The sequence below is a fragment of the Chryseobacterium sp. YR221 genome (genome assembly GCF_900176315.1).
GTDB classification, from domain to species: domain Bacteria; phylum Bacteroidota; class Bacteroidia; order Flavobacteriales; family Weeksellaceae; genus Chryseobacterium; species Chryseobacterium rhizosphaerae.
Genome location: NZ_FWXM01000010.1, coordinates 1 through 13,817, shown reverse-complemented (window position 1 = coordinate 13,817; position 13,817 = coordinate 1). Strand labels below are relative to the sequence as shown.

At 36.7% G+C, this 13,817-nt stretch carries 15 protein-coding genes and 1 tRNA gene; all 16 read left to right on the top strand.

The window, feature by feature from the left end; translation table 11 throughout:
* The first annotated feature begins 33 nt into the window (after nucleotides 1-33).
* The 16 genes from B8967_RS21640 (at nucleotide 34) to B8967_RS21565 (ending at nucleotide 13,815) form a co-directional block, all read left to right on the top strand.
* Entirely contained in the window at nucleotides 34-924 is an 891-nt protein-coding gene (locus tag B8967_RS21640) for a ParB/RepB/Spo0J family partition protein (protein ID WP_047487021.1), read from the top strand.
* A complete protein-coding gene (locus B8967_RS21635; RefSeq protein ID WP_047487017.1) occupies nucleotides 924-1,565 on the top strand; it encodes a DUF5683 domain-containing protein in 642 nt (213 codons plus the stop codon). Before B8967_RS21640 ends, B8967_RS21635 begins: the two co-directional genes overlap by 1 nt.
* Nucleotides 1,566-1,632: 67 nt before the next feature.
* On the top strand, nucleotides 1,633-2,334 hold the full coding sequence (gene dapB, locus B8967_RS21630) for a 4-hydroxy-tetrahydrodipicolinate reductase (protein WP_047487008.1): 702 nt from the start codon (nucleotides 1,633-1,635) through the stop codon (nucleotides 2,332-2,334).
* A gap of 132 nt (nucleotides 2,335-2,466) precedes the next feature.
* Nucleotides 2,467-4,116 carry a signal peptidase I gene (gene lepB / locus B8967_RS21625; protein WP_084087832.1) on the top strand — a complete coding sequence of 550 codons (1,650 nt, stop codon included), beginning with the start codon at nucleotides 2,467-2,469 and terminating at the stop codon, nucleotides 4,114-4,116.
* Between the two features lie 57 nt (nucleotides 4,117-4,173).
* A complete protein-coding gene (locus B8967_RS21620; RefSeq protein WP_373866362.1) occupies nucleotides 4,174-4,797 on the top strand; it encodes a WbqC family protein in 624 nt (207 codons plus the stop codon).
* Between the two features lie 99 nt (nucleotides 4,798-4,896).
* Nucleotides 4,897-6,579: a S8 family serine peptidase gene (locus B8967_RS21615; protein ID WP_047487198.1), complete on the top strand. Its 1,683-nt coding sequence runs from the start codon at nucleotides 4,897-4,899 to the stop codon at nucleotides 6,577-6,579.
* Nucleotides 6,580-6,704: 125 nt separating this feature from the next.
* Entirely contained in the window at nucleotides 6,705-7,196 is a 492-nt protein-coding gene (locus tag B8967_RS21610; RefSeq protein ID WP_047487004.1) for a lipocalin family protein, read from the top strand.
* 27 nt (nucleotides 7,197-7,223) lie between these two features.
* Nucleotides 7,224-7,913: a YiaD family glycine zipper/OmpA-like lipoprotein gene (locus B8967_RS21605; protein ID WP_047487000.1), complete on the top strand. Its 690-nt coding sequence runs from the start codon at nucleotides 7,224-7,226 to the stop codon at nucleotides 7,911-7,913.
* A gap of 107 nt (nucleotides 7,914-8,020) precedes the next feature.
* The gene (locus tag B8967_RS21600; protein WP_047486997.1) at nucleotides 8,021-8,908 is read left to right on the top strand and encodes a decaprenyl-phosphate phosphoribosyltransferase; all 888 of its coding nucleotides are present in this window, start codon (nucleotides 8,021-8,023) and stop codon (nucleotides 8,906-8,908) included.
* Nucleotides 8,905-10,224 carry an FAD-binding oxidoreductase gene (locus B8967_RS21595; protein ID WP_047486994.1) on the top strand — a complete coding sequence of 440 codons (1,320 nt, stop codon included), beginning with the start codon at nucleotides 8,905-8,907 and terminating at the stop codon, nucleotides 10,222-10,224. The genes B8967_RS21600 and B8967_RS21595 overlap by 4 nt, the downstream gene beginning before the upstream one ends.
* Nucleotides 10,224-10,949, top strand: a complete 726-nt coding sequence (locus B8967_RS21590; RefSeq protein WP_047486989.1) for an SDR family NAD(P)-dependent oxidoreductase — start codon at nucleotides 10,224-10,226, stop codon at nucleotides 10,947-10,949. Before B8967_RS21595 ends, B8967_RS21590 begins: the two co-directional genes overlap by 1 nt.
* Before the next feature lie 4 nt (nucleotides 10,950-10,953).
* Nucleotides 10,954-11,541 carry an HAD-IB family hydrolase gene (locus B8967_RS21585; RefSeq protein ID WP_047486987.1) on the top strand — a complete coding sequence of 196 codons (588 nt, stop codon included), beginning with the start codon at nucleotides 10,954-10,956 and terminating at the stop codon, nucleotides 11,539-11,541.
* A gap of 24 nt (nucleotides 11,542-11,565) precedes the next feature.
* On the top strand, nucleotides 11,566-12,033 hold the full coding sequence (locus B8967_RS21580) for a hypothetical protein (protein ID WP_047486983.1): 468 nt from the start codon (nucleotides 11,566-11,568) through the stop codon (nucleotides 12,031-12,033).
* 2 nt (nucleotides 12,034-12,035) lie between these two features.
* Entirely contained in the window at nucleotides 12,036-13,211 is a 1,176-nt protein-coding gene (locus B8967_RS21575) for a cysteine desulfurase family protein (protein ID WP_047486980.1), read from the top strand.
* An 85-nt stretch (nucleotides 13,212-13,296) separates the two neighbouring features.
* Complete coding sequence (gene trxA / locus B8967_RS21570; RefSeq protein WP_047099031.1) at nucleotides 13,297-13,614, top strand: thioredoxin; 318 nt, start codon at nucleotides 13,297-13,299, stop codon at nucleotides 13,612-13,614.
* 127 nt (nucleotides 13,615-13,741) lie between these two features.
* A tRNA-Asp gene (locus B8967_RS21565) sits at nucleotides 13,742-13,815 on the top strand.
* The last annotated feature ends 2 nt before the right edge of the window (nucleotides 13,816-13,817 follow it).

Genomic DNA, 13,817 nt, shown 5'->3' with positions numbered 1-13,817 from the left:
TCACTTATCAAACATCATTTATCAATTATATCTATGAAGGACAAAAAAAGAGCTATGGGACGTGGTTTAGGAGCCATTTTAAGTGCTGAATCCAAAGCGAGTGTCAATTCTGCGACTGATGAGGGAGCAGATAAGTTTGTTGGAAATATTGTAGAAGTAGCACTTGAGGATATCTATCCGAATCCGACACAGCCAAGAACTTATTTTGATGAAAAAGCATTAAATGAACTTGCCCAGTCTATCAAAAACTTAGGAGTAATTCAACCGATTACTTTAAGAAAAGACGGGGAAAAGTTTGAGATCATATCCGGGGAAAGACGTTATAGAGCAACTAAAATTGCAGGCTTAACAACTATTCCGGCCTATATCCGTTTAGTTAATGATCAGGAGCTTCTTGAGATGGCTCTTGTTGAAAATATCCAGAGAGAAGACCTTGATGCTATCGAAATAGCCTTAACATATCAAAGGCTTTTAGAAGAAATTGGTCTTACTCAGGAAAACCTTAGCCAGAGAATCGGGAAGGACAGAAGTACCATTACCAATTCAATCAGATTGTTGAGGTTGAATCCGGATATTCAAAATGCCATTAGAAGTGGTGAGATTTCTGCAGGACATGGCAGAGCGATCATCAGTCTTGAAAATGAAGAAAATCAGCAGATCCTGTTTGATTTGATCATCAAAGAAAAATTAAATGTTCGTCAGGCTGAACAGGCTGCAACAGCATTGAAGAATCCAAAATCTCCGGCAGCCAAAAAAGTAACTGCAGAGCTTTCGAATAATTATAAAAGAGCCCAGAAGACCATTGCTGATATTCTTGACGTAAAAGTAGAAATCAAAGCTTCTGGAAATGGTAAAAAAGGTAAAATTGTTCTGGACTTCAAGAATGAAGAAGAATTGGAATATATTTTGTCCCATATTAAATAATGAAGAAAATATTTTTCACATTTTTCCTGAATCTTACAGTGCTGGCTTATTCACAAGTCAGCCCTATTGATACTGTTCAGATACAAAGTCCTCCGAAAGTAGAAACGCCCCCTGTTTTAAAACCAGGGAAAACCGAAGCTAAGATCATTGCTGATCTGGAGAAAGCCAATGGACCTACCAAAAAGACATTAAAACTGAACCCTACCAGAGCCGGGCTGTATTCAGCTGTATTTCCGGGATTAGGTCAGTATTACAATAAAAAGTACTGGAAAATTCCCATTGTATGGGGAGCTGTAGGAGCCGGAGTAGGTATTGCGGTATGGAATGACAACCAGTATAAAAAGTACCGTGAATATTATATTGCTAAACTTAACGGTACGCCTAACGAATTTGTAGATACCCATCCGTGGCTGGATAAAAAAGCGTTGGGAAATGTACAGGATAGAGCAAAAAGACAAAGGGACTATGCTATTGCTATTACAGGATTAATTTATATCCTTAATATTGTAGATGCCGTAGTAGATGCCCATCTTTATGAAAGCAGACATGATCCGGATTTATCCTTTAAACCGGCTGTTATCCAGGACCAGTATGGTTATGATCAACCGAAAACAGGATTAAGTTTAAGCTACAGATTTTAATACAGAAAAAGTACACCCATAAAGCCGATATGGCTATTATGGTAAATTATAAAATAAAAATAACAGTATGAGAATAGCATTAGTTGGCTATGGCAAAATGGGAAAGATCATTGATGAGATCGCACAAAAAAGAGGTCATGAAGTAGTGGCCCGCCTTAAGGAAACTCCAACTGCTGAAAATCTTAATCATCCTGATGTTGTCATTGAGTTTTCCCTTCCGGAAGTTGCTTTTGATAACATTAAAGCTTGTCTTGAAAATAAAATTCCTGTGATCTGCGGAACAACAGGATGGCTGGAGAAAAAAGATGAAATAGAAAAATTAGCTGTTGATAACGGAACAGCATTCTTATACGGATCCAACTTTAGTTTAGGAGTGAACCTGTTCTTTGCTTTGAACGAAAAGCTTGCCGATCTTATGAAAAACGTTGATGAATACTCTTGCCAGCTTGAGGAAATTCATCATATCCATAAAAAAGATGCCCCTAGTGGAACAGCTATTTCCATTGCAGAAGGTATTATTAAAAACAATCCGAAATTTGAAGCCTGGAAACTGGAAGAAACTCAGGGAGATCAGCTTGGGATTTTTGCGGTACGTGAAGATGAAGTACCGGGAACCCATAGTGTGTTCTACAGAAGCGAAGTAGATGAAATTGAGATTAAGCATACAGCTTTTAACAGAAACGGTTTTGCATTAGGCGCAGTAGTAGCTGCAGAGTGGATTAAAGACAAGAAAGGGAATTTTGGAATGAAAGACGTTTTAGGGCTTTAATTTGTAACAAATTCTTTAAATTGCGACAAATAACAGAAATGATGAATAGTGAATTGTAAATAGCGGAAAAGCTGTGATCATTTATTACTCATCATTTTATCATTTATATTATCAGAATAGGCAAAAAATTTTATGAATTATTTTTTAACTTATACAGTATATGTTCTCGTTTTATCCATATTAATGGGAATTTCAACATGGAAGCTGTTTAAAAAAATGGGGTACAGTCCCTTATTTGCATTTATACCCTTCTATAATTATTTCATTATCCTTAAAGAAACAAAACATCCGAAATGGTGGGCAATTCTGTCTTATATGCCAATTGTAGGACCCATCATGATGTCTGTTTTTCATCTTTATTTAATGAAAAAGTTTGGGAAAACTCTTTTCAAGGACCAGATCCTTACAGTGATCCTGCCATTTATCTATATGGCTACGGTGAACTATTCTAAAGATACAGAGCTTGAAGATGAAAATGCCAATGATCTGTTTCTTACAGACGAAGAAAAAAGCGATAAGAAGAAAGATACATTTTTGGGATCGATTACTTTCGCCGTGGTTTTTGCAACCATTATCCACGTTTTTGTAACCCAGCCTTTTGGGATTCCTACAGGTTCCATGGAAAGAACACTATTGGTAGGAGACTTCCTTTTCGTAAATAAATGGAGCTATGGGTACAGACTTCCAATGCGTCCGTTAGCAATACCTTTCCTTCAGGGAACCATTACAGATACAGGAGAGAAAGGGAATCCGAAAGATGATCCAAAATCATACGTAGATAGGGTAAAATTACCTTATACTAGAATTCTGCAGTTCAATAAGCCACAAAAAAATGATGTAGTAGTATTCAACTACCCTCGTGACTCTGTGCATACTGCAATAGACAGAAAAGATCCTTATGTAAAGAGATGTGTGGCTACAGCGGGTGATACTTTCGAAATGAGAGCCGGAAGACTTTTTGTCAATGGAAAACCGGAAGTTGTTCTAGGAGACCAGGAAGTACAGCACAGATATATTGTCACTACTGGAAGCCAATTGGATATTCCAGCTTTATACAAAGCATACGGTTTCTTGCCAGTTCAGGAATTACAGCAGAGTAACGGAGGATATCTTTACGCATTCCAGGGTCTTACCGATAAGACGGCTAAAGAAATCAAAGAACTTCCTCAGGTAATTGACATGAAGGAAGATGTTTCTGCAAAAGGAGAAGCAGCAGTATATTATAAGGATGAGCTTAAAACAAAAATTGATACTACACAGTCTATTTTCCCAATCAACAAACCTTGGAATGCAGATTGGTATGGACCGGTAAGAATTCCTAAAAAAGGAGATGTCGTAGCGATCAATAACGAAACACTTCCTATGTTCCAATGGATCATTTCAGAATATGAGCACAACAGCTTAGAAAAAAAGAACGGAAAAATCTTTATCAACGGAAAGGAAACCAACCAATATACTATTCAGCAGGATTATTATATGATGGTAGGGGATAACAGAGATGCTTCGTTAGACGCAAGATTCTTTGGTTTCGTTCCGGAAGAAAATATTGTTGGAAAACCAATGTTTACATGGATGAGCCTTCAGGGAGCTTTCTCAGACAGCAGCTCTACCTATCAGGCGCCATTCAAGGTTCGTTGGGATAGAATGTTTAAAGCAACTAATACAGGAGAAGCCAATAAAACTTCATACTGGTGGATTGCAGCAATGATTTTAATATTATTCTTCGGTTGGGAATATTTCGTGAAATTATTCAGAAAGAACAAAACTGAAGACGAGTTATAAATAAAATTAAACTTAAAATAGAATGAAGTATTTGAAAAAATACTTCATTTTTGCATTATGAATATGAAGAATGTTTTATTGCCGGTATTTTATCTGCCACCGGTGTCATGGTTTTCAGTATTGTTAAACACTGAAAATGAAATTGTATTTGAACAGTTTGAAAATTTTCCAAAGCAAACGTATAGAAACAGAGCCAATATTTATGGGGCTAATGGAAAACTTTCACTGATTATCCCAATGAACCATAATGGGAAAAGAGAAATGAAAGATATGGAGATCTCCTACAGGGAGGATTTTAGAAGTCTTCACTGGAAGTCCATCAAAACGGCATATCAAAGTTCTCCCTATTTTGAATACTATGAAGATAAACTGAGGAAAATATTTGATCTGAAAGAAAAGTTCCTTCTTGATTTTAACCTTAAAGGGTTAGAAGTGATCCAACAGATACTTAAAACAGAAAAGGCATACTCTTTGAATGAAGAATATATCAAAAATCCTGAAAGTATTAATTTCAGAGAAAAGTTTTCGGCAAAACATCCTTCTGAATTTGAAATGGAGGAATATTACCAAACCTTTTCAGATAAATTCGGGTTTTTGGAAGATTTATCGATTCTGGATCTTATTTGTAACAAAGGACCGGAATCTCTTACCTATATAAAGAACATTAAACAATCGTATTAAGTTGTATTTAATATGAATTCCTATTAAGGAAATTTCGTGGCAAATAAGCTAAATGAAGATGACGATTGTATGATTTTAGAAAAAAATAAATATCAACATATGAAAAAGGTATTATTAGCTGCTGTTTTTTTAGCAGGTTTTAGTTTCTCTTATGCACAGGAGTCTAGCGCTAAAAGCATCGACCCGAAAGAAGATAAAGATCTGATGACATGGTATCATAAAGATTTTTCCACTTCAAAAGTATATGGTGTCAATACGGCAAACGCCTATCAATATTTAGAGTCTAAAGGTTTGAAACCCAAAACTGTTGTAGTGGGGGTTTTAGACAGTGGGGTACAGGTTGATCACCCGGGATTGGTAAAAAACCTATGGTCAAACCCTAATGAAGTTCCTGGTAACGGGAAAGATGATGACGGAAACGGATATATTGACGATGTACACGGATGGAACTTTATCGGTGGCAAGAATGGTGATGTAGATATTGACAATATGGAAGTAACAAGAGTTGTTGCCAAATATAAGCCGCTTTTTGAAGGGGATGATTCTACAAAAAATAAAGCCAATCAGGCTAAGATGCCGGAAGACTTTGCTATGTATATGAAAGCTAAAGAGCTTTTCACTAAAAAAAGCATAGAGGCAAAACAGAATTTCCAGACATATTCTATGATCAATGAGCTGGTCCCGAATATGGTTAAATTACTGGGTGGAAAAGCCGTGACAGCAGAAACTATTTCAGCGATCAAAGCACCTACTGAACAGAAAGATGCAATCGCATTTCAGGTTTTAGGCCAGGTGTCTCAAAGCCCTGAATTCAAAGGGAAATCTTCTGCAGAATTTGAGAAACTGATCAAAGAACAGATGAAAGAAGCTATTGATTATTATGCTCCACAATCCAAGCAATATGATCTTAGCTATGATACAAGAAAAGAAATCGTAGGAGACAACTATGATGACTATTCAGAAAAAAAATATGGTAACAACCATTATGAAGGTCCTGACGCAGAGCATGGAACTCACGTAGCGGGAATTATTGCCGGTCTTCCACAGGGGAATGTCATTCAGTATGGTGTTGCTTCCAAAGTAGCAAAGATCATGTCTGTAAGAACCGTTCCAAATGGAGACGAAAGAGATAAAGACGTTGCCAATGCCATAAGATATGCTGTAGATAATGGGGCTAAAGTTTTAAATATGAGCTTTGGAAAACCTGTTTCTCCAGGTAAAAATGTAGTTTGGGATGCCTTTAAATATGCTGAAGATAAAGGCGTACTCCTGGTAAAAGCTGCCGGTAACGAAAATGAAGATGTAGCAGAACACCTGGCTTTTCCTACCAATTTTAAAAATGTTGCTGATGAAAAACCATTCGTAAGCAATGTTCTTGTAGTGGGAGCGAGTACCAATAAGAATAGTGCATTGAGAGCAAGCTTCTCAAACTATAATAAAAAAATGGTCAATGTTTTTGCTCCGGGAGAAGAAATCTATTCTACCGTTCCTAAAAACGAATATAAGTATCTTCAGGGAACTTCTATGGCTTCACCGGTTGTAGCGGGAGCTGCAGCTATTTTATTAGCTTATATGCCAGACCTTAAACCTTATCAGGTTATTGAAGCACTTGTAAAAAGCAGTAACCCCAATACAGAAAACGGGTTTGCTGATTATTCTCAGGCAGGAGGTGTTATTGATGTGAAGAAAGCAGCAGAATATGCCTACACCAACTTCTATAACGGTAAGTCTTCAACTAAAATTAAGCCTTCGAAATCCGTAAAAAAGACTGTTAAAAAATAGTTTATCTACCTGTATTTAAGGCTAAACCATAAAAGGTCCGAAATTTTCGGACTTTTTTTATTTTTTATTTTCAATTTTGGCACGGTTTTTTGTAACTTTATACTAACAAAATAATAAACAACAAAATGAAAAAGTTACTACTTGCAGGGATGTTAGGAACATCCATTTTTGCAGTGTCTTGTTCCTCAGTGAATAAAGCAGCTACAGCTCAGAATCAAAAGGGAGATTTCCTTAAGATGAAAGGAGATTGGCAGATTGTTAGCGTAAATTACGATAAAGGATACAAAATTAAGCCTTTCGATGAAGGAGCAGATGCTCAGTGTTTCGTAGGAAGTCACTGGAGACTGATTCCTAATAACTGGACGGGAGCTTACACCCTAAATGGTGGTGGAAATTGCCCGGCTGTGACACAACCTATCAAGTTTGAAGTGAAAAACGGTAACACGTTTATGTTTAAAAAAATTGCTGCAGGTACCAAAGCAAAACAAAATACAGCTGGATATACGCTGACATTAGTAAGCCAGACTACAGATCAGTTTTCTCTTGAACAGGATGTTCCGTTTGACGGAGAAAATGTAAAAGTTGTTTACAACTTCGAAAGAGCTGGAATGAAATAATTTATCAACATAAAAGATCAAAAAAAAATGAAATTTAATAAAACATACGTAGGAGCCCTTTTTTTATCATCAGCTTTGTTATTGACAAGTTGTGAAGCGGTTCAGAATTCAAACCACCAACAGAGAGGTACAGCAGTAGGTGTTGCATCAGGAGCTGTATTGGGAGGTATCTTAGGTAACAATGTAGGTAAAGGAGGAAATGGAGCGATTGGTGCCGTATTAGGTGGTATTATCGGTGGAGTTGCAGGTAACGTTATCGGTAACAAAATGGATAAGCAGGCTAAAGATATTAAAGAAACTTTACCGGGAGCTCAGGTTGAAAGAGTAGGAGATGGTATTAAAGTAACGATGAACGAAAGTATCGTAAACTTTGCTTTCGACTCTTCAAATCTTACTTCTGTAGCACAAACCAACCTGGATAAACTAGCTAAAGTATTAGCGGATAACCCGGATACAAACATCAATATCTACGGACATACAGACAGCGTAGGTAAAGATGCATACAACGTGGCACTTTCTCAAAGAAGAGCTGATGCTGTAAAAGCTTATTTATCTGGAAAAGGAATTGCAAACAGCAGAATGTTCACAAAAGGTGAAGGTAAAAATATGCCTGTTGCCAGCAATGATACTGACGAAGGAAGAGCTAAAAACAGAAGAGTGGAATTTGCCATTACTGCCAATGAAAAAATGATTAATGATGCCAAACAAGGGCAATAATTAATTTAACATATAAATATTTTCGTAAAAGACCGCCCCGGCGGTTTTTTTTGTATTTTTATGCTGTCAATTTTGAATTTGCTATTTTTGTATTTGAAACAACATAAATGAAGAAATATCTTAAACTGCTCCGTGTGGAGCAATGGGTGAAAAACCTTTTTGTATTTGTCCCTCTGTTTTTCTCAGGTAATATTACTAATATAGACCTGCTCTCTAAAAGTATCTTTGCCTTTGTTATTTTCTCATTAGCAGCCAGCGTTGTTTATATTCTGAATGATTATAATGATATTGAAGCAGACAGAAAGCATCCTGAAAAGAGAAGAAGACCGCTGGCAAGTGGAGCGATCTCAAAATCAAAAGCTATAGGAATTCTTATAGGGCTGGTGATTATAGATATCGCCCTTGTATTCTTTGCGCAGTTTTATTTTCATGAGCATTTATGGAAATTTGGAGCTATCATCAGTTTTTATGTAGTGATGAACCTTGCGTATACATTCAGACTGAAACATGTTCCTATCATTGATATTTTTATTATTGCAATAGGATTTGTACTGCGGGTTTTAGCCGGTGGTTATATTACAGGAATCAGTATTTCACAATGGGCTATTTTATTAACGTTTGTACTGGCATTGGTATTAGCAATCGGAAAGAGAAGAGGAGAGCTTATCAATGCTCAGGTTTCCGGAAAGACAAGAAAAGCGTTGGATGGATATAACGTCCAGTTTGCAGATATTGCACTGTCTATTTCCATTACATTGGCCATTGTATGTTATCTGATGTTTACCCTTTCACCGGAAGTGCAGGCAAGGTTTCATGAAAGAGTATTTTATACGGTTATTTTTGTCGTATTTGCCCTTTTGAGATACCTTCAGCAAACACTGGTGTACAACAGAACAGAATCTCCTACCAAAATTGTCTATAGAGACCGTTATATACAGGTAACCTTATTACTTTGGGTTGCTACATTTTTAATTCAAATTTACTTTAAGAAATGAAGCCGAATTTCACACAGAAGGTTACAAACTGGGGAAATTTCCCGGTAGTAGAAAAAGAGATGAGATCTGAGGACAGCTTCAAGAAAATAAAGAAGTTTGTTCTTGATCATAATGAGGTTATCGCAAGAGGTAATGGAAGATGCTATGGAGATGCTTCATTGGGGGAAACCATTTTTTCTACCAAAAAACTAAATAAATTCATCAGTTTTGACCGTTTAAACGGAGTGATAGAATGCGAATCCGGGGTATTGCTTTCAGATGTACTTGAAATAGCAGTGCCACAGGGATATTTCCTTTATGTCACACCGGGAACAAAATTTATTTCAGTAGGAGGAGCCATCGCTTCCGATGTTCATGGTAAGAATCACCATGCAGAAGGTTGTTTTTCAGAATATGTCATAGAGTTTAAACTGATGACTGAAAATGGAGAAATTATTACCTGTTCCAGAGAAGAGAATTCAGAGAAATTTTGGGCAACGATTGGAGGAATGGGACTTACCGGAATTATTCTCACTGCAAAATTTAAGCTTAAAAATATAGAATCCGCCTACATCCGTCAGGAAAGCATTAAAGCCGATAATCTGGATGAAATTTTCAGACTGTTTGAGGAAAGTGAAAACTGGACGTATACGGTAGCATGGATCGACTGCCTTCAAAAGGGAAAAAATATCGGCAGAAGTATTCTCATGAGAGGAGAACATGCTTTTCAGCATGAGCTTCCCCAGAATTTGGCGAAAACACCCCTCAGATTAAAGAAAAAACTACAGCCTACCGTTCCTTTTTACTTTCCGGGATTTGTATTGAATGCCCTGACAGTGAAAATTTTCAATTGGCTATATTATAAAAAACAATCCAAGAAGGAGGTCAAAAATTTTATTGATTACGAGACGTTTTTTTATCCGTTAGATGCCATTAATGATTGGAATAAAATCTATGGAAAATCCGGCTTCATTCAGTATCAGATGGTCATTCCTAAGGAAGCAGGAAAAGAAGGGATGAAAAGAATCCTTGAAACGATTGCTAAAAGTGGCAACGGATCATTTCTGGCTGTATTAAAGCTTTTCGGAAAGAACAATCCGGAAGCTTATAATTCATTTCCTGTAGAAGGCTATACACTGGCTCTGGATTTCAAAGTGAATTCAAAACTGAAAAAACTGGTAGATCAGCTGGACAGCATCGTTCAGGAGTTTGGAGGAAGAATTTACCTTACCAAAGACAGTATGAGCAGATCATCACTGACCAACTACCTGAAAAATATTAGAAACTCTAAATTTGTGTCTTTACAGCACAAAAGAATCTTAAATAACAACTCATAATGATAGTTCTGGGAAGTACATCTGAGGTGGCACAGGCTTTTGTGGAAAAAGCACTTCAGGAAGGCGAAAAGTTTGAAAAAATATATCTTTTTACCTCAAATAAAGAAACTACAGAAAGATTTGCAAGACATATAGATGTCAAATTTCTGCAACAGTCTGAAGTTGTTGAATTGGATCTGATGAAAGAAATTGATTATAATAGATTTGATAATATCAATTCAAATGTATTATTTTGTGCTGTGGGATATTTGGGGGAAGGAACAGAAGAAGGGCTTTATGATAACAAAAATACAGAACGTATTATCGGGATCAATTATTCTAAGCTTATTCCTGTAATGAATTATTTTGCTCATAAATTTGAAAACAGAAGATCGGGAACCATTATCGGGCTTTCATCCGTAGCCGGAGACAGAGGAAGGCAGAGTAATTTTATCTACGGAAGCGCAAAAGCTGCTTTTACAGCTTATTTAAGCGGTCTGAGGAATTACCTTTTTGATAAAAAAGTACATGTCCTGACGGTAAAACCCGGATTTATGGCTACCAAAATGACAGAAGGCCTGCCTTTAAACCCTAAGCTGACAGCAAGTCCCAAGCAAGCTGCCGCCTGTATTTATAAAGCATTCAAAAAGCAAAATAACGTGGCATATGTTTTGCCGATTTGGAGTATTATCATGATGATTATCAGGAATATCCCTGAATTTATATTTAAAAAATTAAAGCTTTAAAAAAATGAAAAAATTGTATTGTTTTGATTTTGACGGAACTTTGACGTATAAGGATACCATGTTTATGTATCTCAAGTTTTACGATTCTACAAAGTACAGAATACAATTTTTAAAGCATGTTCCTCTTTTTATTTTACTGAAACTGAAACTTGCTGAAACCGAAAAGGTGAAAAAAAGTTTTATAGGATCTATTCTGAAAGGACAGACCCAGGAAAAAATAGAGATGAAGTCTAAGCAGTTTTTTGAGCACCATTACCCTCAGATTGTTAGGGAAAATGCCCTCGACTTTATAAAAAATATCGATAGGAATAATATACAGAGTTTATTGGTCACAGCTTCTTTGGATATCTGGGTAAAACCTTTTGCTGAAGAATTGAAAATGCAGCTTGTTTCTACACGGGCAGAGTTTAAAAACGGAGTTTTCACAGGAAATTTTATCGGTAAAAACTGTAATGGAAAAGAAAAACTGGTAAGAATAAAAGAAGAAATAAACGATTCCAGATACGATAAAATTATTGCATTTGGTGATACTTCCGGAGATCGGCCAATGTTGAAATGGGCAAATGAGGGACATTACCAATTTTTTCATTAATTTTGGATGATAAAAGTGTAAAAAATGAAAAGGCTGTTAACTGTATGTGCTGCAATGCTCGTGAGCTGCGCAAATACACCATCCCAAAAGGCTTCAGGTATGCAGAAAAGCGTAGAAATTCTCGTTTCTGAGTCTCAGGGAGGCACAGACCAGGCTGGTTTCAGAATAATTAAAGACGAAAAAGATTTTCAGAACAGCATCAAAGAAAGCTTGGGTGTTGCAGATATGGAAAAAGAATCCGCTATTAATTACCCAAAATTTCCAAAAAATAAGAAAATTGTTCTCTATAACCTGGGAAGCTTCAGGTCAGGAAGTCACAGAATTACAGAAATTAAATCGGTGTCTGTAAGCAACAATATCCTTTATGTAGAAGTTCCTGCCGGAGAACCTTCCGGTGGAATGGAAATTCAGGTGATTTCTAGCCCATGGTTTGTTTTTGCAGTTCCTTCAGATTACCAATTTAACTCCGTAGAATTAAAATATTCAAAATAATAATGGATAAAATATATTTAGATAATGCCGCAACCACTCCTCTTGCAGAAGAAGTAATAGATGCAATGGTTGGTACGATGAAGATGAATTTCGGAAATCCATCTTCCACTCACAGCTTTGGCCAGGAAGCAAAAATACTTATTGAAAATGTAAGAAGGCAGGTTGCAGACTATCTTCATGTAAGTCCTGCTGAGATCATTTTCACGTCATGTGGAACGGAATCAAACAATATGATCATTAAATCCAGCGTAGAACACCTTGGAGTAGAAAGGATCATCAGTTCTCCTTTGGAACACAAATGTGTTTCTGAAAGCATTCTGGATATGAAAAGCAGAAAAGGAGTAGAAGTAAACTATATCCGTCCCAATGAGAAAGGAGATATTGACCTTTCTAAATTAGAAGAATTATTAAAATCCTCAGACAAAAAAACGTTGGTAAGCTTAATGCATGCCAACAACGAAATAGGAAATATCATCAACCTTAAAAAGGTGGCGCAGCTATGCAAAGAATATAATGCGCTGTTCCATTCAGATACGGTACAGACCATGGCTCATATGAACCTTGATCTTTCTGATATTCCGGTAGACTTTGCTTCATGCAGTGCCCATAAGTTTCATGGACCTAAAGGTTCAGGTTTTGCCTTTATCAGAAAAGCAACAGGACTAAAAGGAATCATTACCGGAGGACCTCAGGAAAGAAGTCTTAGAGCAGGGACAGAAAATGTGTGCGGTATTGTAGGTCTTGGTAAGGCATTAGAGCTTTCTCTGAATCATATGGAAGAATATACAAGCCATATGCAGGAAATAAAAGATTATGCTATAGAAAGACTTTCAGCAGAAATAGAAGGGATTAAATTCAACGGAAGAAGTGCTGAAAAAGAAAATAGCCTTTACACGGTATTAAGTGCATTATTGCCTTATAAAAATCCATTGATAGGTCTTCAGCTGGATATGAAAGGAATTGCCATTTCTCAGGGTAGTGCGTGCTCTTCCGGAGCATCCAAGCCATCAATGGTAATGATGATGGTGCTTTCTGAGGATGAAATGGATCATTGTACACCATTACGTATCTCTTTCAGCCATATGACAACAAAAGCAGAGATCGATGCTTTAGTAATGGCCTTAAAGGAAATTTCAAGTGACTACGCTATAGAAAAAACTAATGTTGAGCATAGATAGTCTTATGATGTAAAAATCGTAATTTTGAACATTCAATAGAAGAATTGAACTAGAATATAATATTAATTAAAATAAAAGAAACAAAATGGCTTTAGAAATTACGGACAGCTCATTTCAGGATACGGTTTTAAAATCTGATAAACCAGTATTAGTAGACTTCTGGGCAGTATGGTGTGGACCATGCAGAACGTTGGGACCAATCATCGAAGAAGTAGCATCAGACTTTGAAGGAAAAGCAGTAGTAGGAAAAGTGGATGTAGACAACAACCAGGAGATTTCAATGCAATATGGAATCAGAAATATCCCTACAGTTCTTATTTTTAAGAACGGTGAAGTAGTAGACAAATTAGTAGGTGTTACTCCAAAAGAGGTAATCGCTGAGAAATTAAGCGCACACTTATAAAAAAAATAAGTTTGATAATGAATGCCTTCCAGTATTGGAAGGTATTTTTTTGAAAATAATTTGCAGTTAACAAAAAAAGGTGTAATTTTGCAACCACGAAAAAGAAACGACGTTCTTACACAAAAATGATCCGGTAGTTCAGCTGGTTAGAATGCCGCCCTGTCACGGCGGAGGTCGCGGGTTCGAATCCCGTCCGGATCGCA

What these genes read in the sequence shown, in the direction of transcription:
- B8967_RS21640 (WP_047487021.1), top strand. Translation starts at nt 34, where the DNA reads ATGAAGGACAAAAAAAGAGCTATGGGACGTGGTTTAGGAGCCATTTTA.
- B8967_RS21635 (WP_047487017.1), top strand. Translation starts at nt 924, where the DNA reads ATGAAGAAAATATTTTTCACATTTTTCCTGAATCTTACAGTGCTGGCT.
- dapB (WP_047487008.1), top strand. Translation starts at nt 1,633, where the DNA reads ATGAGAATAGCATTAGTTGGCTATGGCAAAATGGGAAAGATCATTGAT.
- lepB (WP_084087832.1), top strand. Translation starts at nt 2,467, where the DNA reads ATGAATTATTTTTTAACTTATACAGTATATGTTCTCGTTTTATCCATA.
- B8967_RS21620 (WP_373866362.1), top strand. Translation starts at nt 4,174, where the DNA reads ATGAATATGAAGAATGTTTTATTGCCGGTATTTTATCTGCCACCGGTG.
- B8967_RS21615 (WP_047487198.1), top strand. Translation starts at nt 4,897, where the DNA reads ATGAAAAAGGTATTATTAGCTGCTGTTTTTTTAGCAGGTTTTAGTTTC.
- B8967_RS21610 (WP_047487004.1), top strand. Translation starts at nt 6,705, where the DNA reads ATGAAAAAGTTACTACTTGCAGGGATGTTAGGAACATCCATTTTTGCA.
- B8967_RS21605 (WP_047487000.1), top strand. Translation starts at nt 7,224, where the DNA reads ATGAAATTTAATAAAACATACGTAGGAGCCCTTTTTTTATCATCAGCT.
- B8967_RS21600 (WP_047486997.1), top strand. Translation starts at nt 8,021, where the DNA reads ATGAAGAAATATCTTAAACTGCTCCGTGTGGAGCAATGGGTGAAAAAC.
- B8967_RS21595 (WP_047486994.1), top strand. Translation starts at nt 8,905, where the DNA reads ATGAAGCCGAATTTCACACAGAAGGTTACAAACTGGGGAAATTTCCCG.
- B8967_RS21590 (WP_047486989.1), top strand. Translation starts at nt 10,224, where the DNA reads ATGATAGTTCTGGGAAGTACATCTGAGGTGGCACAGGCTTTTGTGGAA.
- B8967_RS21585 (WP_047486987.1), top strand. Translation starts at nt 10,954, where the DNA reads ATGAAAAAATTGTATTGTTTTGATTTTGACGGAACTTTGACGTATAAG.
- B8967_RS21580 (WP_047486983.1), top strand. Translation starts at nt 11,566, where the DNA reads ATGAAAAGGCTGTTAACTGTATGTGCTGCAATGCTCGTGAGCTGCGCA.
- B8967_RS21575 (WP_047486980.1), top strand. Translation starts at nt 12,036, where the DNA reads ATGGATAAAATATATTTAGATAATGCCGCAACCACTCCTCTTGCAGAA.
- trxA (WP_047099031.1), top strand. Translation starts at nt 13,297, where the DNA reads ATGGCTTTAGAAATTACGGACAGCTCATTTCAGGATACGGTTTTAAAA.